Annotated in this window: 20 protein-coding genes and 1 tRNA gene; 5 read left to right on the top strand and 16 right to left on the bottom strand. The window is 63.5% G+C overall.

From position 1 onward, the window contains the following. Positions 1-43 precede the first annotated feature (43 nt). From gatB to DTX69_RS23350, 5 genes are all read right to left on the bottom strand, one after another. Positions 44-1,507 (bottom strand): Asp-tRNA(Asn)/Glu-tRNA(Gln) amidotransferase subunit GatB, encoded by a 1,464-nt coding sequence (gene gatB, locus DTX69_RS23370; protein ID WP_119304000.1) that lies wholly within the window; start codon positions 1,505-1,507, stop codon positions 44-46. A gap of 2 nt (positions 1,508-1,509) precedes the next feature. Then, positions 1,510-2,985 (bottom strand): Asp-tRNA(Asn)/Glu-tRNA(Gln) amidotransferase subunit GatA, encoded by a 1,476-nt coding sequence (gene gatA / locus DTX69_RS23365; RefSeq protein ID WP_119303999.1) that lies wholly within the window; start codon positions 2,983-2,985, stop codon positions 1,510-1,512. Continuing rightward, positions 2,982-3,269 carry an Asp-tRNA(Asn)/Glu-tRNA(Gln) amidotransferase subunit GatC gene (gene gatC, locus DTX69_RS23360; protein WP_119303998.1) on the bottom strand — a complete coding sequence of 96 codons (288 nt, stop codon included), beginning with the start codon at positions 3,267-3,269 and terminating at the stop codon, positions 2,982-2,984. The genes gatA and gatC overlap by 4 nt, the downstream gene beginning before the upstream one ends. A 70-nt stretch (positions 3,270-3,339) precedes the next feature. Further along, positions 3,340-4,017 carry a LysE family translocator gene (locus DTX69_RS23355; protein ID WP_119303997.1) on the bottom strand — a complete coding sequence of 226 codons (678 nt, stop codon included), beginning with the start codon at positions 4,015-4,017 and terminating at the stop codon, positions 3,340-3,342. Further along, a complete protein-coding gene (locus DTX69_RS23350) occupies positions 4,010-4,480 on the bottom strand; it encodes an Lrp/AsnC family transcriptional regulator (protein WP_119303996.1) in 471 nt (156 codons plus the stop codon). Before DTX69_RS23350 ends, DTX69_RS23355 begins: the two co-directional genes overlap by 8 nt. Before the next feature lie 128 nt (positions 4,481-4,608). On the opposite strand from DTX69_RS23350, the gene DTX69_RS23345 reads away from it, so the two are divergent. Together DTX69_RS23345 and DTX69_RS23340 are read left to right on the top strand one after the other, a co-directional pair. After that, complete coding sequence (locus tag DTX69_RS23345; RefSeq protein ID WP_119303995.1) at positions 4,609-5,106, top strand: hypothetical protein; 498 nt, start codon at positions 4,609-4,611, stop codon at positions 5,104-5,106. A 79-nt stretch (positions 5,107-5,185) separates the two neighbouring features. Next, entirely contained in the window at positions 5,186-5,704 is a 519-nt protein-coding gene (locus DTX69_RS23340; RefSeq protein WP_119303994.1) for a hypothetical protein, read from the top strand. Here the strand turns inward: DTX69_RS23340 and DTX69_RS23335 are convergent. Beyond that, entirely contained in the window at positions 5,701-6,900 is a 1,200-nt protein-coding gene (locus DTX69_RS23335) for a TauD/TfdA family dioxygenase (RefSeq protein ID WP_119303993.1), read from the bottom strand. The genes DTX69_RS23340 and DTX69_RS23335 overlap by 4 nt on opposite strands. A 105-nt stretch (positions 6,901-7,005) precedes the next feature. Here DTX69_RS23335 and DTX69_RS23330 point away from each other — a divergent pair, with 105 nt between their 5' ends. Then, positions 7,006-7,905, top strand: coding sequence for a LysR substrate-binding domain-containing protein (locus tag DTX69_RS23330; RefSeq protein ID WP_119303992.1), 900 nt, complete (start codon positions 7,006-7,008; stop codon positions 7,903-7,905). Here DTX69_RS23330 and DTX69_RS23325 read toward each other — a convergent pair. From DTX69_RS23325 to glmU, 3 genes are all read right to left on the bottom strand, one after another. Further along, positions 7,893-8,777 (bottom strand): hypothetical protein, encoded by an 885-nt coding sequence (locus DTX69_RS23325; protein ID WP_119303991.1) that lies wholly within the window; start codon positions 8,775-8,777, stop codon positions 7,893-7,895. The two genes, DTX69_RS23330 and DTX69_RS23325, sit on opposite strands and share 13 nt — an antisense overlap. 111 nt (positions 8,778-8,888) lie before the next feature. Continuing rightward, entirely contained in the window at positions 8,889-10,709 is a 1,821-nt protein-coding gene (gene glmS, locus DTX69_RS23320; protein WP_119303990.1) for a glutamine--fructose-6-phosphate transaminase (isomerizing), read from the bottom strand. 5 nt (positions 10,710-10,714) lie between these two features. Then, positions 10,715-12,058: a bifunctional UDP-N-acetylglucosamine diphosphorylase/glucosamine-1-phosphate N-acetyltransferase GlmU gene (glmU, locus tag DTX69_RS23315; RefSeq protein ID WP_119303989.1), complete on the bottom strand. Its 1,344-nt coding sequence runs from the start codon at positions 12,056-12,058 to the stop codon at positions 10,715-10,717. 164 nt (positions 12,059-12,222) lie between these two features. On the opposite strand from glmU, the gene gph reads away from it, so the two are divergent. Next, a complete protein-coding gene (gph, locus tag DTX69_RS23310; RefSeq protein WP_119303988.1) occupies positions 12,223-12,879 on the top strand; it encodes a phosphoglycolate phosphatase in 657 nt (218 codons plus the stop codon). 6 nt (positions 12,880-12,885) lie between these two features. On the opposite strand, the gene DTX69_RS23305 is transcribed toward gph, so the two are convergent. Beyond that, positions 12,886-13,686 carry a DUF3108 domain-containing protein gene (locus DTX69_RS23305; protein WP_119303987.1) on the bottom strand — a complete coding sequence of 267 codons (801 nt, stop codon included), beginning with the start codon at positions 13,684-13,686 and terminating at the stop codon, positions 12,886-12,888. Positions 13,687-13,909: 223 nt separating this feature from the next. Here DTX69_RS23305 and DTX69_RS23300 point away from each other — a divergent pair. Then, positions 13,910-13,984, top strand: a tRNA-Val gene (locus DTX69_RS23300). Between the two features lie 212 nt (positions 13,985-14,196). Here DTX69_RS23300 and DTX69_RS23295 read toward each other — a convergent pair. The 6 genes from DTX69_RS23295 to DTX69_RS23270 all read right to left on the bottom strand — a co-directional run bounded on the left by DTX69_RS23295 (position 14,197) and on the right by DTX69_RS23270 (position 19,110). After that, positions 14,197-14,670, bottom strand: a complete 474-nt coding sequence (locus DTX69_RS23295) for a lysozyme inhibitor LprI family protein (RefSeq protein ID WP_119303986.1) — start codon at positions 14,668-14,670, stop codon at positions 14,197-14,199. A gap of 552 nt (positions 14,671-15,222) precedes the next feature. Beyond that, positions 15,223-15,960 (bottom strand): hypothetical protein, encoded by a 738-nt coding sequence (locus tag DTX69_RS23290; protein WP_456073061.1) that lies wholly within the window; start codon positions 15,958-15,960, stop codon positions 15,223-15,225. Positions 15,961-15,976: 16 nt separating this feature from the next. Next, a complete protein-coding gene (locus DTX69_RS31115; RefSeq protein ID WP_407643995.1) occupies positions 15,977-16,156 on the bottom strand; it encodes a hypothetical protein in 180 nt (59 codons plus the stop codon). Between the two features lie 229 nt (positions 16,157-16,385). After that, positions 16,386-17,204, bottom strand: coding sequence for an ABC transporter permease (locus tag DTX69_RS23280; RefSeq protein ID WP_119303985.1), 819 nt, complete (start codon positions 17,202-17,204; stop codon positions 16,386-16,388). Then, the gene (locus tag DTX69_RS23275; RefSeq protein ID WP_119303984.1) at positions 17,204-18,058 is read right to left on the bottom strand and encodes an ABC transporter permease; all 855 of its coding nucleotides are present in this window, start codon (positions 18,056-18,058) and stop codon (positions 17,204-17,206) included. The genes DTX69_RS23280 and DTX69_RS23275 overlap by 1 nt, the downstream gene beginning before the upstream one ends. Then, positions 18,055-19,110, bottom strand: a complete 1,056-nt coding sequence (locus tag DTX69_RS23270; protein ID WP_119303983.1) for an ABC transporter ATP-binding protein — start codon at positions 19,108-19,110, stop codon at positions 18,055-18,057. Before DTX69_RS23270 ends, DTX69_RS23275 begins: the two co-directional genes overlap by 4 nt. Between the last annotated feature and the right edge of the window lie 6 nt (positions 19,111-19,116).

Raw genomic sequence — 19,116 nt, 5'->3', positions numbered from 1 at the left:
TCCGAACGGATGTGCAGAGGTATAGGGCGATGACCGCACAGACCTAGCCCGCGAGCTTCGCCTTCAGGCGTTCGTTGAGCAGCGCGGGATTCGCCTTGCCGCCGGTCGCCTTCATCACCTGGCCGACGAAGAAGCCGAGCAGCTTGTCCTTGCCGCCGCGGTATTCGGCGACCTTGTCGGCGTTCTTGGCCATGATCTCGTCGATCGCGGCATCGATCGCGCCGGTATCGGTCACCTGGCGCAGGCCTTTTTCCTCGACGATCTGCTTGGCCGGCTTGCCGGTCTCAAACATCGCGGCGAACACGTCCTTGGCAATGCGGCCGGAGATCGTGTTGTCGGCGATGAGGTCGATCAGCCCGCCCAGCGCATCCGCCGAAACCGGTGAATCGGTGATCCATTTGCCGACCTTGTTGAGCTGACCGAACAACTCGCTGGATACCCAGTTGGCAACGAGCTTGGGATCGCGGCCTTTGGCCACGGTCTCGTAATATTCGGCGATTTCCTTCTCGCCCGACAGCACGCCGGCATCGTAGTCGCTGAGGCCGTACTGGCTGATGAAGCGCGCACGCTTCTCATCCGGCAGCTCCGGCAGCGTCGCCTTGATCTCGCTGACCCAATTGGGATCAAGCACCAGGGGCAGCAGGTCGGGATCGGGGAAGTAGCGGTAATCATGCGCTTGCTCCTTGGAGCGCATGGACCGGGTCTCGCCCTTGCTCGGATCGTAGAGCCGCGTCTCCTGCCGGATGGAGCCTCCTTCTTCGAGAATCTCGATCTGCCGGCGCGCCTCGTGCTCGATCGCCTGCTGGACATACCGGATCGAGTTCACGTTCTTGATCTCGCAGCGCGTGCCGAGCGGATCACCCACCTTGCGCACGGAGACATTGACGTCGCAGCGCATAGAGCCTTCCTCCATGTTGCCGTCGCAGGTACCGAGATAGCGCAGGATGGAGCGCAGCTTCTTAAGATATGCCGCCGCTTCTTCCGAGGAGCGCAGGTCCGGCTCCGATACGATTTCCATCAGCGCGACGCCGGAGCGGTTGAGATCGATGTAGCTCTTGGTCGGATGCTGATCGTGCAGGCTCTTGCCCGCATCCTGCTCCAGGTGCAGGCGCGTGATTCCGATATGGCGCTTCACGCCGCCCGCCATGTCCAGCACGATCGTGCCCTTGCCGACGATCGGCTGGCTGTATTGCGAGATCTGATAGCCGGCGGGCAGATCGGCGTAGAAATAGTTCTTCCGGTCGAACACGGATTTCAGGTTGATCTCCGCCTTGAGGCCGAGGCCGGTCCTGACCGCCTGCTCCACGCAGTATTTGTTGATGACCGGCAGCATGCCCGGGAATGCGGCGTCGACCAGGCTGACCTGCGTGTTGGGGTCCGCGCCGAACTTGGTGGAGGCGCCGGAGAACAACTTCGCTTCGGAGATCACCTGGGCGTGCACTTCCAGCCCCAGGATCACTTCCCACATACCGGTGCGGCCTTCGATCAGGTTCTTCTCGTCGCTCATGATCAATATCCTGCCGGCTTGGCGGTGAAGTTGGCGCTGCTCTCGAGCACGCCGCCGACGCGGAACAAGGCCTCCTCGTCGAACGCGCGGCCGATCAGTTGCAGGCCGAGCGGCAGGCCCTGGCTGTCGAGGCCGCCGGGCACCGAGATGCCGGGCAGGCCGACCAGGTTTGCCGTCACGGTGAAGACGTCGTTCAGATACATCTGGATCGGATCGTCGGTGTTCTCGCCTTCGGCGAAAGCGGCCGATGGCGTCGACGGCGTCAGGATCACATCCACATCCTTGAACGCGATGTCGAAGTCGCGCGCGATCAAGCTGCGCAGGCGCTGCGCTTTCAGATAGTACGCGTCGTAATAGCCGGCCGACAGCACGTAAGTGCCGATCATGATGCGCCGACGCACTTCCTTGCCGAAGCCTTCGGCACGCGTCTTCTCGTACATGTCATCCAGGCTCTCACCCGGCACGCGCAAGCCGAAGCGCACACCGTCATATCGTGCGAGATTGGACGAGGCCTCGGCGGGCGCGATGATGTAGTAAGTCGGCAGCGCGTATTTGGTATGCGGGAGGGAGACCTCCTTGATCTCCGCGCCGGCCTTCTTCAGCCACTCGGCGCCTTCGTGCCAGAGCTTCTCGATCTCCGGCGACATGCCATCGAGGCGATATTCCTTCGGGATGCCGACGCGCAGGCCGCGCACATCGCCGGTCAGCGCCTTGGTGTAATCCGACACCGGGAGGTCGACGGAGGTGGAATCCTTGGGATCGTGGCCGGCCATTGCGCCCAGCATGATGGCGCAATCCTTGACGCTGCGCGCCATCGGCCCGGCCTGATCGAGCGACGAGGCAAACGCGACGATGCCCCAGCGCGAGCAGCGGCCATAGGTCGGTTTGATGCCGACCGTGCCGGTGAAGGCAGCCGGCTGACGGATCGAGCCGCCGGTATCGGTCGCCGTCGCACCCAGCGCCATGCGCGCGGACACCGCAGAGGCAGAGCCGCCGGAGGAGCCGCCCGGCACCAGGCGCTTGTTGTCGCCTCTCCTTCGCCAGGGATTGCCGACGCCGCCGAAATAGGAGGTGAGATTGCTGGAGCCCATGGCGAACTCGTCCATGTTCACCTTGCCCAGCATCACGGCGCCCGCCTTCCACAAATTGGCGGTCACGGTCGATTCATAAGGCGGCTTGAAACCTTCCAGGATGTGCGAGCCCGCGGTGGTCTGTACGCCGTCGGTGCAGAACAGGTCCTTGATGGCGAGCGAAATGCCATCGAGCGCGCCGAGCTTCTCGCGCTTGGCGCGGCGCTCGTCGGAGGCCTTCGCCATGCTCAGCGCCTTCTCGGGAGTCTCCACGATGTAGGCGTTGAGGTCGCGATGCTTCTCCATCGCCCTCAGGTGCGCCTGCGCGAGCTCGACTGCGCTGAAGTCCTTCTTCGCAAGACCCTCAAGGGCGCCGGCGATCGTCAGATTGTTCAGCTCGCTGCTCATTCGACCACCTTCGGCACGGTGAAGAAGCCATGTGCGGCATCGGGCGCATTCATCAGGATCTTGTCGGGATAGCCGCCGTCCGTGATCTTGTCCTCGCGCTGCGGCAGGTTGCGGTGCAGCACCCCGGTCATCGGCTCGACCCCCGTCGTGTCGACCTCGTTCAGTTGCTCGATCCAGGTCATGATCCCGGAGAGCTCCTTGGCGAGGGCGGCAAGCTCCGCCTCCGGCACCTTGATGCGTGCCAGCATGGCGATGTGAGCAACGGTTTTGCTGTCTAACGACATGGTATTCCAGCTTTTTCGGGGTTGACTTGGCCTTGGCTTGATCAGGCCCGGCGAAGCGGGCGGGACCCTATCATTGGGTCATGAGCTGTGCAACCAGCGGCTCGGCAAAAGCCCGCACCGGCCCGACCAGCATATAGAGCCCGAACGCGACAATGGCGGCACCCGACCCCCGATTGATCCAGAGCATGGTCGCGGAATCGATCTTGTGCCGGATGAGCCCGATCACGACCGCCAGCACCACCCACCAGACCATCGATCCAATGAACACGCCGATCAGAAGTGCCGGGATGACATTGAGCGCGAACCCATGCAGGCCGGAGATGCCCGCGAACAGCCCTGCGAAGGAAATGACGGTCATCGGGTTGGTGAGGGTCAGGACAAGGGTCATGGCGAAGTCGGCGTGCAGGCTCTTCGGAACTTCGCGGTTGTCCTCGGCGGCTGAGTTCGGCCGCTTACGGGCGAGATAGATGCCGAACGTGATCAGCAACAGGCCGCCTGCCAGCTTGAGCCAGGATTCGCCGGCGGCCAACACCCTGCCGACGACGCTGATGCCGTAAGCGCCGATGGCGGCAAAGACGGTGTCTGCGACCGCAACTCCCATCCCGGCGGCAATGCCGGCAAGGCGCCCGCGCTCCAGCGTCGTGCGGATGCACAGCATGGCGATCGGCCCGATCGCGGCGGCGACCAGGAAGCCGATGCCCCCGCCCTCCGCCATCACCCAGGCCTGCGACAGCAACAGATCAAGCATGCACGGCGCCGGACAACGAGGCGGACAAGATGTGGGTCTCCTTTACCGAGGAAAGCGCGATCAGCGTGTGAGTGCGGACAATCCCGGAAAGCGGCTTTAGCCGATCCATCAGGAAATGTTCAAGGTGCGCAGTGTCGCGCAGCCGCAGCTTCAGCAGATAGGAGAAATCCCCGGTCAGATGGTGACATTCCAGCACCTCCGGCGTGGCCTTCATGGCCTCTCGAAACCGGACCTCGCTCTCCGGCTCGTTGACCGCGACCAGGACAAAGGCGAGCAGGCCGAGGCCGATCGCCGCCGGGTCGATTTCGGCGGTCATACGGCGGATCACGCCTTCCGCCCGCAAGCGCTTCAGCCGGTCATTGACGGCGGAGGGTGAAAGGCCGGCGGCGGCGCCGATCTCCGCGTAGGTCAGCGCCCCGTCTTCCTGCAGCCGATCTATAATAATCCTGTCAATATCGTCCATTGCCAAAAACTATTCGGCTTATAGCTTATTTTACCGCGTTCTATTCGGGGAGCGCGTCGGTGTCAAGGACGGTTGCCGTGACGGGCGGGAGGCGACACAATCCGCCTGGGATCAGGATGTGTGGCCTCATGAAGCGAATCGGACGTGGGATTTGGCTGCTGGCGGTGCTGTTCTGCGCGACGCTGCCGGGCGTGGCGGCCGAAGCGCGCGGCGTCCGGGACCCGTGGGTGCCGCTGCCGGTCGATGCCAAACTGGTGACCGACCCGGCCGCGCTCACCGCCTTATTCGCGGACCACACCGTCCGCGGCGTCTATCTGCCGGAAGGTACGAAGTGGCGCGAATACAGCGCGGCGGACGGCCGTACAGTCTGGGAGTTCGACGGCTGCCTGCATCCCGGTACTTGGCGGGTCAGCGGCAGCGCGATCTGTTACGTCTACCCGACCTGGGACAACGGGCGGCCACAATGTTTCGTGGTGTATCAATCCGAGCAGCTGACGCATTTCGTCTGGCTGGATCCCGCGACCGGCGAGCAGTGGCTGATCAGCAACGGAGTCGAACTGGCGGAGGGCAATCCCGATCATCTGCCGCTGGACGGCGCGCCCAACTGCGGCGATCCGGCGGTGTGAACAATGGGCTTTGATCCTGACATCGCCACAATCCGCCGATAGAATTGTTCGACACGACACATATAGCTCCAGGCACTCCATGACGACCGCGCTTCATCGAAATCTCAGGTTGGCCCTTGCGCTTTGGCTGGGGACGCTCGGAATGGCGCCGGCGCTGTCGCTGGCGGACAACGCTGAAGGCCCGGAAGGTCTTGGCACTGAGGTGCCGGCCGACGTGGCGCCGGACGCTGTCGCCGTGTTCGATCCGGACGAGATCAAGAAGATCCTGGACGACCTCACCATCTATGGCCGTTATGTCGATGGCGAGAACTGGATCGAATATCACCTGCCTGACGGCAGGACGGCCTATTGGGAAAAGGGCTGCACCTATCCCGGCAAGTGGTGGATGGAGCAGGGACAAGTCTGCTACGCCTATCCCAACTATCACAACAACGCGCCGAACTGCTTCGTGCTCTATCGCCGGCCGGGCGGACAGATCCAGTTCGTGGCGATCGCCGATGCAGGCTTCTCCTATCTCGCCTCGTTCAGCCTGAAGACGGCGATGGGCAACGACGCCGCGCTGCCGATCGGCTCGCTCAGCCCGTGCGTCGGGGCCTAAGAGCGGCGATCCATTGAGCGCAACCGGCTCATCACATCGTCATGGGTGATGTAGCAGCCTTGTAGATGGCGGCCGCCAGTCGAGGGGTCGAAGCTCTCCCTGCCGTGCAGCACGCGATGATTGCTGTAGGCCAGCATCTCACCGGCCCGGAGGCGGATGGTCAGATGATAAGACGGGTCCCGCAGCCGCTCCCAGAAACGGCCCAGGGCACGATAAAGCGGCGCCACCACGTCCGCTGGCACATCCAAAGTGCTGCGAAGCCAGTTATTGAAGCGGACGCTGCGCAGCCGGCCGTCACCATCGAGGCCGATGGTCGGCGCGCTTGCGGAGATATCGCAGCTCTCGTCATGGAATCGGAACTCGACGGGATAGCGCGACAGAAGATCGAAAGACTCTGGATCGTCGCGCCGCAGATCCTCCGCGACGCGGAAGCCGTCCGCCAAGATCGAGCCACCGCCAACCGCATCGTTGCGCACACAGAACAGCAATTGGTAGTCCGGCGGCCAGCGCCAATTGGCCAGATCGGTGTGCAGCTCCAACTCCATCGCGGTGTAGGCGCTGGCGTTCGGATTGGGCATGGACACGACGTCGTAGTACTCGCCGAAATTGGTGGCGCGGATTGGCCCGACCCGCCGGCCGATCTCCAGCAGTTTGCCGGGCTCCGCCGGCGCGTTGCGCATCAGCACGATGCCCCAGCTGCATAGGGCTTCGAGCCACGCGCGCAGACCGTGGTCGGTGTTCATATAATCGGCGAAGTCGACCACCGGTAAGTCGCAGCTGGCGGCCCTGTCCCACAACCTTGGCCTTTTCACGCGTTCATAGCGCGCGGCCTCTGAATAGCAGTGTCTGTGCAGCCAGCCCGTAGAGAAACTGCTGGCGTGCCGTCCCTCCGTCGAAGCGAATTCGACCGAGAGCTCGCCGGAAGCACCAAGGCTTGCCGTAGCGATCTTTGCCGCCGGGTGGTCGATGAATTTATAGGTGCGCTCCAGCGCCTGTGGATGGCGGCAGCTCGGACAAGGGCAATTGTCGCGCAGCCAGAGGGCATGGAAGCGGCTGAACCGGCCGTCGTCCCAGGTGAGGAGCAGCTCGTCTGGAGAGTGACTGACTTGAATGATCCGCCGGTCGGTTCGGTCAGCCGCCAGATCCAGCATGTCGATCGTTCCCGACGCCTTGTTCGTCGGCGCTGCGCTCAGCATCGATTCCTCCGGGCCACCTTTACGCAGGATGGTGAGCAAAGCCGCAAGGAAGCGACAAACGACAAGTTTGTAGTCTTGCTTTAAGTTTTTCTTTAAGCTCGCTTCATGGGCGGCTCAAAGACCCCGGTCGGCTGGCTGCGCGTGTTCGAGGTGGCGGCGCGGCATCTCAGCTTCTCCGCCGCGGCGGAAGAACTGCGCGTAACGCCCTCTGCGGTCAGCCAGCAGGTCCGCTTGTTGGAGCATCGACTCGGGCGTGCCTTGTTCCAGAGGTTGCCGCGCGGGCTTCGCCTAACCGGGGCGGGCGAGGCGCTGGTGCCGGTCTGCCGAGAGTCCTTCGAGCGCTTGGATGCGGCGTTGCTTGAATTGTTCGGCGACCGCAAGGGCGGCCGCCTCGTCATACGGGTTGCGGCCGGATTCGCGCGGCATTGGCTGCTGCCGCGACTCGCGGATTTCTCAACCAGGTATCCAGAAATTCCGCTGCGCATCGCGGCATCGATCTGGGCAGGAGAGCCGCTCGATCCCAATGTCGAGATCGATATCCGCCTTGGATCGGCGCCGATTCAGGGCATGGCGTGTTTTCAGCTCACCGAAGATGAGCTGTTTCCAGTCTGCAGCCCTAGCATCCTGCGCGCCCGTAAGCCACCGGACCTCCTCACCGTTCCGTTGCTGCACACGATCGGCTTTGCTCAGGGCTGGAGCGATTGGCTCGAGATGGCCGGCATCGAGCGGCACGCGAGCGAGCGCGACATCGAATTCGATTCGGTGCTGCTGTCACTGGAAATGGCGGCTCTCGGTCACGGCGTTGCGCTCGGTCGAACGAGCTTCGCGGAAGACCTACTCCGCGAGAAGAGATTGGTGGCACCGTTCAAGCTGCGACTGAAAACGACGGACAACGTCTATCTGGTTCATCCGCCTGGACTCGCGCCGCGATCGCCGGCTGGCATTTTCAAGGACTGGCTACTGTCCATGGCGCAGAAGCGCGCGCGACGGCCTCAGGGCATGTAAGCCAGCACGGCTCCGACGATGCCGCCGATCGCGAGGGCGACGACGCAGAAGGCGAGCACCTTCATCATGTCGACGGGCGTCGCGGTGCTGTCGAACTCGTCGAGGTCCTCACGGACCGAATTGTAGGCAAAGGCGATCTTTTCGCGGATCGCCGACGGCGTGCTGCCGGCCTCGATCTTCACCGTGGTGGCGTGGAAGCCGAGTTCCTCTTTCCCGACGCCGAACCGGCCCGCAACATCGCGGAGATTGGATTCAATCTCGTGGACCGACTGCTGATGGCTATGCAGGACGCTGAACTCGCCGGCGCCGGTCTTGGATGCGGTGCCTTCCTTCGACACATCGAGGATCGCCTGCTCGAGCTCGGCTTCCAGCAGCTCGATGTTCTTGCCCTGCAGTTGGCCGCGCTTGCGACGGTCGCGCAGGGCCGCGATCGCGATGACCGTCAGATCCAGGGTGGAATCGGATTCAGACGCCGCCATTTCGATGAGCCGCAGCATGCGCGAGTCATCGGCAAAGGTCGCCGGCAACTGGGCATCCTTGATGGCGGTCGCCGACATGCCCGGCCCGGCGGCGGCGAACATCAGCCAGTAGGTCTCGAGCTGATTGCCCGGCTCCGCCTGCATGACATAGGAGCGGATGCCAAAGGCGGGCGTCTTCAGATGGACGACGCAGCGCGGCGCCGCGATGACCGGGCGCAGCTTCTTGAAGAAGCCCTGGAAGTGCTCGACGTCCGAATCATCGACGAAGTTGATGATGGACTGGCCGATCAAGCCCTTGCCGTCCTGCCCCAGATGCAGATTCGCCTGGCCCCGCACCTCGAGGATGCGCCCTACACCGTCAACCAGGACGGAAACGTCCCAAACCTGAGTCATGCAGACCCCAACTGCAATGGATCAGGAATTGTCGCGGCAGATGGTTAACCCGGCCTTAATGGCAGCGGGCTGCTGCCGGCCGTCGTGGAAGAAAATGGGCGTATTCGGCCGCTATTCGACTGTCACGCTCTTGGCGAGATTGCGCGGCTGGTCGACGTCGGTGCCCTTGGCGACCGCGGCGTGATAGGCGAGCAGCTGGACCGGGATGGCATAGAGGATGGGCGCAACGAAGGGATCGACCTTCGGCAGCTCGACCGCCGCCATCGCTTCGGCGCCGAGACGGCGGATGCCGTCCGCATCGGAGAAGAATATCACGCGCCCGCCGCGCGCCCGCACTTCCTGGAGGTTGGAGGCGGTCTTCTCGAACAGGTCGTCGCTGGGCGCAACCACGATCACCGGGACCGTCTCGTCGATCAGGGCGATGGGACCGTGCTTCATCTCGCCGGCGGCATAGCCTTCTGCATGGATGTAGGAGATCTCCTTCAGCTTGAGCGCGCCTTCCATCGCGATCGGATAGGATGCACCACGGCCGAGGAACAGCACGTCGCGGGCCTCTGCCACCTTGAGCGCGATGGCTTTCAAGGTCTCGTCGTGGTTCAGCACTTCGGCGGCGCGGGCCGGCACTTCAAGCAATGCGGCTGATAGTTCCGCTTCGCGCTTGGCATCGATTGCACCGCGAGCCCGCGCGGTCGCGATGGCAAGCGCAGCCAGCACGACCAGCTGCGTGGTGAAGGCCTTGGTCGAGGCGACGCCGATCTCCGGCCCCGCGAGCGTGTGGAGCACGAGATCGGATTCGCGGCCGATGGTGCTTTCCGGCACGTTCAGTACAGCCAGGATCTTGTGGCCCTGCGCCTTCGCATAGCGCAACGCCGCCAGCGTATCGGCGGTCTCGCCCGATTGGGAGATGACCAAAGTGGCCCCGTCGGCGTCGAGCGGCGCCGCGCGATAGCGAAACTCCGACGCCACGTCGATCTCCACCGGCAGGCGCGCGATCTTCTCCAGCCAGTATTTCGCCACATAGCCGGCGAGATAAGCCGTGCCGCAGGCGACGATGGTGAGGCGCGACAGCCTGGCGAGATCGACCGGCAGCTTCGGCAGCTCGATGCGCCGCGCCAGCGGATTGACGAAGGCCTGCAACGTGTCGCCGATCACCGTCGGCTGCTCGGCAATCTCCTTCATCATGAAATGGCGGTAGTTGCCCTTGCCAATCAGCGCGCCGGACAACGCGGTCTGCCGCACCTCGCGGTTCACGCGCTTGTCGCCGTTGTAGATGGTGGCGCCGTCGCGCGTCAGCAGCGCCCAATCGTCTTCCTCGAGATAGCAGATGCGGTTGGTATAGGGCGCCAAAGCCATGGCATCGGAGCCCAAGAACATCTCGCCATCGCCGTAACCCACCGCGAGCGGCGAGCCGCGGCGCGCGCCGGCCATCAGGTCGGATCGGTCGGCGAACATGATGGCGAGGGAGAACGCGCCCTGCAGCCTGGACATGGTAATCGCCATCGCCTGTTCCGGCGTCTTGCCCTGGGCCAGCAGGTGCGTCAGTAGATGGGCAACCGTCTCGGTATCGGTCTCGGTCGTGAAGACGTGCCCTTGCTTGCTGAGCTCGTCGCGCAGCTCCTGGAAGTTCTCGATGATGCCGTTGTGGACCACCGCGACCTTGTCGGTCGCATGCGGATGGGCGTTGTTCTCGCTCGGCCGTCCGTGGGTCGCCCAGCGTGTGTGGCCGATGCCGGTCGATCCGGACAAAGGCTCCTTCTGCAGCAACACTTCGAGGTTGGAGATCTTGCCTTTGGCGCGGCGGCGTTCGATCCGGCTATTCACCAGAGTGGCGATGCCGGTCGAATCATAGCCGCGATACTCCAGCCGCCTCAGCCCGTCGAGCAGGGCGTTGGAAACATCCCCTTTGCCGAGAATGCCGATGATGCCGCACATGGATTTCAGTCTTTCTTCTTTGACTTCATAGCGCGGAACTTGGTTGCCCAGCCCGGCTTGTCGGTCTGCTGCGAACGCGCAATGGCCAAGGCATCCGGCGGGACATCGTGGGTGATGACCGAGCCGGCAGCCACGTACGCGCCCTCTCCCACCGTGACCGGCGACACCAGCACGGAGTCGGAGCCGACGAAGGCGCCGGCGCCGATCGTGCTGCGCGACTTGGTGACGCCATCGTAGTTGCACACGATCGTGCCGGCACCGATGTTCGCCTTCGCCCCGATGGTGCTGTCGCCGAGATAGCTCACGTGATTGGCCTTCGCGCCGGCGCCGAACTCGGTGGCCTTGAGCTCGATGAAGTTGCCGACATGCGCGCCCGCGCCGATGGTGGTGCGCGGCCGGATGCGCGCGAATGGGCCGATGATGGCGCCGCTTTCGATTTTTGCGCCTTCGATATGACAGAAGGCGCGGATCTCCGCATCGTCGGCGATCTCGACGCCCAGGCCGAACTGCACGTTGGGCCCGATCACCACATCCCGGCCGACCTTTGTGTCCGCGGCGAAGAACACGCTGGCGGGATCTGTCAGTGTTGCGCCGTTCTCCATGGCGGCGATGCGGGCCCGCGTCTGGAACAGGGCCTCCGCCGCTGCCAGCTCCGACCGGCTGTTGACGCCGAGCAGTTCCTCCGCTGGCGCTTCGACCACGGCGCAGCGACGGCCATCCTTCCGCGCAAAGGCGACGATGTCGGTCAGGTAGAACTCGCCCTTAGCATTCTTGTTGTCGAGGCGATCGATCAGGCTCCAGACGACCGAGCCATCGATCGCCATCACGCCGGAATTGGCGAGGCCGATCGCGCGCTCGGCTTCCGTGGCGTCCTTGTGCTCGACGATGCGGTCGAGCGTGCCGTCGCTACCCAGCACCAGCCGCCCGTAGCCGGTCGGATCGACCGGGCGCATGCCGAGCACCACGATCGCAGGATTGTCCGGCTCGCGGCGGCGCTTGAACATGCGCTGCAGAGTTACGGTCGCGACGAACGGCGTGTCGCCATAGACCACCAGGATGTCGCCGGAGAAATCTTTGAACGCCTCGCGCGCGCTGCCGACCGCGTGACCGGTGCCGAGCTGCTTCGCCTGGAAAACGATACCGTGCGGCGCGACTTCCTTCGTCACATCGTCCATTCCGGGTGCGATGACGGCGATCACGCGCGCCAGCTTGAGCGGCGCCAGATGATCCAGCACATGGCCGATGAGCGTGCGGCCGGCGATGCGGTGCATCACCTTGGGGAGCTTCGACTTCATGCGCGTGCCCTTGCCGGCGGCAAGGACGATGGCAGCGGCTTTGGTGTCTGGCATGGTGGCTCAAGGGCTTCTTGGACTGGAGGGCGGATCAGCCGGCCGCCGCGGCGTTATGCTCGTTGCACGGTCGATGCGGAAAATGCCATATCCGGTGGTGAACTCCAAGCGATCGTGGCACCGCGAAAGCCGAGTGAAATCAATATCTTGAAAACGGCAAAATTATGACGCAAGCCCTGCGCCGCAATACGCTGGTGTTCGATCTGGACGGTACGCTGGTGGACAGCGCGCCCGATATCGCCGCCGCTGTCAATGCGCTGTTCGCCGAGCTCGACCTGCCGGAGGTCGAGGTCCCGTCGATCCAGCGCATGATCGGCGACGGTGCGCCGATGCTGCTCGAGCGCGCACTGCTCCATGTCGGCGCCGCCCACAAGGCGGCCGACCTGATGGCGCGCTTCAGCGTTCATTACGACGACAACGCGGTCAAGCTGACTAAGGTCTATCCGGAGGTGATCGAGACACTGACGGCGCTGCGCAAGGTCGGATGCCGCCTCGGCGTCTGTACCAACAAGCCGATCGGACCGACGCGCGCGCTGCTGGCGGCGTTCGGCCTTGACTCCCTGATCGAGGCGGTGGTCGGCGGCGATTCCCTGCCCCAACGCAAGCCACAGCCCGAGCCTTTGCTGACAGTCATCCAGGCGCTGGGCGGCACGCCGGACCGAGCCGTCCTGATCGGCGACAGCGCGGTCGACCTGGCCTGCGCCGCGGCGGCGGGCGTGCCGGCGATCATCATTCCGTCGGGCTACGGCATGATGCAGCCAGAGGCGACCGTCACCGCTGCCAGTTTCGCCGATTTGCCGCGGGTGTTGGCGCGGCTTTAATTCCAGCTATTTGGTGACTTGGACAAGTTCCAGCGTCACTTCGCCGAACGCGCTTTGCGCCTTGATGCGCACCGGCACGGTCGGGAAGCCGGCGATCGCGGGGGCCATCCAGAGCCGGGCCGATTGAGGATAGAGGCTGGCGTTGAGCGCGCTCTGCTGGAAGCCGGCGACCAGCTGCGGCGTCGCTATGCATTCCGTCGCCGACCCGTCATAGTAAGAGTTGGGCATGGCGACGAGGTCAGCGTAACCGCCCTGTGCCAGGCTCAGGTCGTAGCGGCGCACGCCGTCGAACAATTGATACGTGCCCTCGCAACTGCCGGCTTTGGCGAACAGGGATGCGACGGCAACCACCAGGCTGGCCGGGTCCATGGTTCCATGGGCGTAGCCCTGCTCCTTCGCCATCTGCGCCTGGCGCGTCAGCGGGACGGCCTCGATGCCGACCGCGCCGTTCGGCGCGTAGGTCAGGGTGACGGTCTCCTGTCTCTGCCAGATCCGGATCGTGGAATTGTATTTTGCCGGCCGCGCCTTGCCGGCTTTGAGCGCGCCGGTCGCCTGCAGCGATTGGGTATAGGGATAAAGCACGGCAAGGTTGCCCATGGTCGCGATATCCGCCGCGATCCGATAAGCGCCATCGCCCGGCTTGGTGCCCTCCGGCACGGTGATGTCAGCGCTGAGGTTCAGGACCGGCGCGCCGGCGATGTAGCCGACATAGCTGAGCTGCGCCTGGTTGGCAGACGCGGCGGGCACGAAGGCGGCCGCACCCAATGCCGCCAGCACGCCCAGACGTGGCAAGAGGCTCGTTTTCATCGCCTAAGCTCCTGATTTATGACGCTTCTCCGCACGCGCCCTGCGGTCTTGGCAGATGGCGATTTAGCCTCGGCTCTGTCAAGCGGCCGCACTTCACGATGCGATGAGGGCAACAATATGGCAGGGGTCGGCGGTGTTGTTGACAGGCCAGCGGCCGGCCATTAAACAACCGGCCTGTCTTGACCGGACCGCAAAGCCGTTGTTCGCGGCTTTCTTCTTGGCCGGGTGCGTAGCTCAGCGGGAGAGCACTACCTTCACACGGTAGGGGTCACAGGTTCAATCCCTGTCGCACCCACCATCCGAATCGTCGAGTCCTTTCTTTGATGCGGAGCGAGCTGGCTTCGCGAGACTTGTCAGTTTTGTGCCAATCCGCCCCGGATTCAGTCCTCTCTCGCGCAACAACTTCGGATGACAATCTGAAGCTGAAGGACCCTCTGCACCGCTCTGTCTTGTGACATAGTCGGCGGGCACCAGTCTGCAGATACCACAAACCGGACATGCGCTCGCAAGCTACTCCGGGTCGCCAAGATCGAAATCTGTTAGCGTTAGGCCTGCAACATCGCGGTCAGGGTATTGGGCATAGGCCGTCAACGACCGGGCGCGCGCAGCATACCGACGTGCCACGCAGCTTTCAAACAGCCACATTGCTGCGCTGCCTCCTTTGAACCGTGCTGCGTCGAACTGACAGGAAGCTTTGACGAAGGCAACGAAGGCGGTTTGCGCGTCGTCGAATGCGGGTCGCATCTGTGGATCGAGTGCCGCGCGAACTCCGCCAGACACAGCCTGGAACTCGGAGGCGGCGGCGAGCGCATGTTCCTGGGCGCACAAGTTCTGCGCGACCTGTGGTATTCCGGGACATTGCCGCAGTGACTTAGCAATATCGGAAAGGTCCACATTGTGGATGCCTTCATTGACTTCCTGGCCATCAGCGAGAAGCGGAGTGGTCGTCGCGACGACTAGCGCTAGTGCCATCATCAATCTCATCGTAATCCTCAGTCCAAAAATCTGGGTAACGGGACGGGGCAGGGGTGGGTTAGCCGGCCCACAGCAACTGTGGTCACGTTTATACTCCGCCAGTATTACACGTCGCTCGGACAGGAACAGATTACGGTTTGCTTCCCTCGTTGCGCAACTCTAGGCGCCGAAGAGATTCCATAGTTTTGCAACGTGAGTTGCCAAAATTCGGCTTGCCGTGTGTCAATTTCCTGCCACTTCTGAAAAGGTTGCCCTTTATAGTTGCACTTTAAGAAGTAAGAATTGTGATGGCAACACCTTCACACGGTAGGGGTCACAGGTTCAATCCCTGTCGCACCCACCATCGAACTGTGCGCGGCAGCCGCAACAATCCGGACATCACGTCGACCACAGCCGCAGTGATGCCGCAGGGTACCAGTCAAGGCGTCGCATGAGACAGAAGGCTGCGTGACGTAGCGAATAGCCGCTAGAGCGCGAGCAAACTTGACGGCGTATGAGGGCACGTTGTTCGGCCGGTGTCGGATTTGAAAGTCCTGGCGAAGAGAGTCAGCCCGGCCAGAGCTAGTGATCTTGCTGCGCCCCGCCCTCCTGTACCGCACCCGGCGAGACGGCCGGCGCGATTTCCGTCTGTGATGGCTCCGGCGGAGTCTCGCCTCGAGACGGGGATGCTGACGAGTTCTGTCCCGCGGATCCTTGGCCGCCGACGGCGTCCGACGGCATCCCGCCGCCTGCGGCTTCTCCGACCGGCGCTGGGCCCGCTGCGACCCGATCTGTGCCGATCGGTTCCCGGGTGACTGAGCCGTCTGGCGCCGCGACACGCCAGACGGTGTTGCCGGCGTCGTCCGCAATCAAGAGCGCGCCGGTGCCGTCAATGGCGATACCGACCGGCCGGCCATGCGCCTGGTCGCCATCGATGAAGCCGGTCACGACGTCCTGCGCCTTGCCGGCAGGCCTGCCGTCCTCGAACGGCACGTAGACCACCTTGCAGCCGTCGAAGAAGTTGCGGTTCCAGCTGCCATGCTCTCCGATGAAGGCGCCGTTCTGGTAAGCATTCGGCAAGGCCGGGCCGTGGGAGAAAATCAGACCGAGCGCCGCTACGTGGCTGGAGAGTGCATAGTCGGGCGCGATCGCCTGCTCCACCATATCAGGCCGCGGCGGGTGGACCCGCTTGTCCTCATGATTGCCGTAGTAGCTCCACGGCCAGACGTAGAAGGCCCCCTCCTGCACAGATGTCATGTAATCCGGCACGAGGTTGGGCCCGAGTTCGTCGCGCTCGTTGACGACCGTCCACAGCCTCATCGGGCTGTCGGGCATCCTAATGCGCAACACGCTCATCCTGATCGGGCAGATCCAGACCAATCGCGAGGAAGGGCTTGATCCCTATCGCGCCGTCATAGAGGCCACCGTCCAACGTGCGCGGCCCCGTCATTTTGACGGCACTCGCCGCAATCCTGGCTTTCGTGCCGCTGACGCAGTCCGTGTTCTGGGGCTCCATGGCCTACACACTGATCGGCGGAACTGCGGTTGGCACGGCACTGATCTTGCTTTTCTTGCCGGCGCTCTACGCAATTTGGTTCCGTGTTCGCCCGGTGGCCCCAGTGGAGAGCGTCCACATCGAGGATGAAATTCGAGCAGCTGCCCAGTAGTAAGACTCAGCCCTGGGGATGAGGGCCGAAAGACACTACGGGTCTTGGACCCCTTCCAAGGTCCCGCAGTTTCAGGTCTCAGGTTTCCTTGTTCGACCACGCGCCCATCAGCTTCGGCAGATCCCCGAACCGGGCGATCAGGCCGAAGACGAGGATGGCAACGAGCACAAATACGACGGCGACCGAAGCCATGACTGGCGTGTAGCCATAGCGCAGACTGTTGAAGATCTTGATTGGCAGAGTCTCAACCGTGAATCCGGCTACCATGTAAGCCACGATGTACTCGTTGAGGCTCAGCACGAAAGCGAAGGCGTAGCCGGAGATGAGATAGGGCCGAACCAGCGGCAGGACCACGGTGCGGAAGATGGTCCGGTCGTCCCCGCCCATGGTCGAGGCCGCTTCGATCACCTGCGCCTCGATCGATTCGAGGCCGAGCGAGATGGTGACCAGCGGCAAGGTCACGAAGAAGATCGCATGGGATACGATGGTGGCGATGATCGAGCCGTAGAGCTGCAGGTTCAGCAGCTGCCCGACATCGACCCAGAAGATGAGGAATCCGAGCGCGGTGATGACCGGCGGCAGCATGAAGGGCGCCAGGCCCAGTCCGAACAGGATCCGTGCGTAGAAGACACGATAGCGCCACAGGAAGTAAGCCAGGGGGAAGGCGATCGAGACACTCAGGAACGCCGACGTAATCGCGATGATGAGGCTGTTCTTCACCGCATTCAGCCAGTCGGGCAGCGTAATCAGCTCGACGTACCATTTCAGCGAGAAGCCCTCAGGCGGGAACAGCAGCTGCTTGGGCTCGTTGAGCGACACGCCCCCCAGGACCACCAGCGGCGCCAGCAGCACGGCCAGGACGGCGCCCATGAAGATGTTGCGGCCGATATTGTTCATTACGGGGTCCTCCGCTGCTGACCCAGCAGCATGGTAAGGCTGACCAGTGCCAGGCTGACCAGCATCAGGAAAATGGCGAGCGCAGCCGCAAACGGGATATTGGATTGGAACACCGCCTGGTCCGTGATGTGCACGGACAGCGTCCAGTGCTCCGGCTTGCCCAGGACCTGAGGCAGGATGTAGGCCCCGAGATCGAACACGAACACCATGATGAACGCGCTCATGATCGCATTGCGCAGGACGGGCACGATCACCAGGAAGAAGGTCTTGAATGGCGAGGCGCCGAGCATGCGGGAGGCCTGCGCCAGTTCCGGATCCAGGCGCGAGAGTGCCGGATAGAGCACCAGAACGGTATAGGGAAAGCCCAGGTAGACGAGCCCGATCAGCAGCGCCGAGAAAGCCGGCGTCCACGCCTCCGGCTGCGCCATGAGTCCCAGCCAGACCAGGATGTTGGAGACGCCTGCGGTGCGCGACAGCAGCGACGACCAAGCGAATCCGATGATGACTTCGGACAGCGACAGCACCGCGAGGATGAGCACCAGCCAGCGCACCTGGGCCGGCCGGCCGAGCCGCGTCATGAAATAGGTGAACGGGAAGGCCACCGCCACCGAAATGGCGCTGGCGAGCGCCGCGATCCAGATCGAGAAGCCCAGCGCCTTGCCGAAGAACGCTGTCAGGAAGCGCGCGTAGTTGGCGAGCTCGAAGGCCGGCTCGTAGAACGCCGATTCGACGCGATGATAGAAGCTCACCGCCAGCATGATGCCGAACGGCGCCACGAAGAAGATGAGCAGCATCACCGCCGGATAGATGACGGCGCTGTGCTGCTGCAGCCCTTTGGGAGGCGCGCCGTTCATTGCTTCAGCACCACGCAGGCCGGGGCCGGCAGCTCGACCATCACCGGATCGCCGATCCGGGCGCTCGGCCGCTCGCGCGGCGTCATGACGGCCAGGATCTCGGCATCGGCACAACGTGCGGTAACTTCGATGCTCGCGCCGAGATCGCGGATGAAGGTGATCTCGCCGGAAATCCGGTTCTCGCCTGCTTCACCGGCGGGCCGGATGTGGACCTCCTCCGGCCGCACCGACAGCGTGACCTGCGCACCCGTGCTGACACCTTGGGGCAGGCGCTCGATGCGGATGGCACGGCCTTGCACACTGGCGCTGGTCGGGCTCTGCAGGATAGCAGCGATGAGATTGCTGGTGCCGATGAAATCGGCAACGAAGGCATTGGCCGGACTGCGATAAGTATCGAGCGGCGAAGCGACCTGCTGCACCCGACCGTGATCCATGATGACCACGATATCGGCCATGGTCATCGCCTCGCGCTGATCATGGGTAACGACAATGGTGGATATCCCGAGGCGCTGCTGGAGCAGCCGGAGTTCGACCTGCATCGCCTCGCGCAGCTTTGCATCCAGGGCCGAGAGCGGCTCGTCCAAGAGGAAGAGCTTCGGATTGAGGGCAAGGGCACGGGCGATCGCCACGCGCTGGCGCTGGCCGCCCGAGAGCTGCGAGATATGGCGGTCGATCACGCCCGGCAACCGCACCAGTTCCAGGAGTTCTTGAGCGCGCTTGCGCTGGGTCGGCCTGTCGGCGCCGCGGATGCGCAGCGCGTAGGCGACATTTTCGCCAACCGTCAGATGCGGGAACAGGGCCAGAGACTGGAACACCATGCCGAATTCGCGCTTATGCGCGGGCCATTCGGTCAGGTCTTTGCCATCCAGCAGAACGCGGCCGGTCGTCGGCGTCTCGAGGCCAGCGATTAGCCGCAGCAGCGTGGTCTTGCCGCAACCCGACGGGCCGAGCAGGCAGACGAACTTGCCTTGCGGGAAGTCGAGCGTGACGTCCTGCACCGCTGCCAAGCTGCCATAGATCTTGCCGATCTCTTCCAGGCGCAATCCGGCCATGGGCCC

Source organism: Dongia deserti (assembly GCF_003574735.1).
In the GTDB taxonomy this organism is placed as follows: Bacteria; Pseudomonadota; Alphaproteobacteria; order Dongiales; family Dongiaceae; genus Dongia_A; species Dongia_A deserti.
The sequence above is the reverse complement of the archived record's forward strand: the minus strand, read 5'-3'. Positions and strand labels throughout refer to the sequence as shown.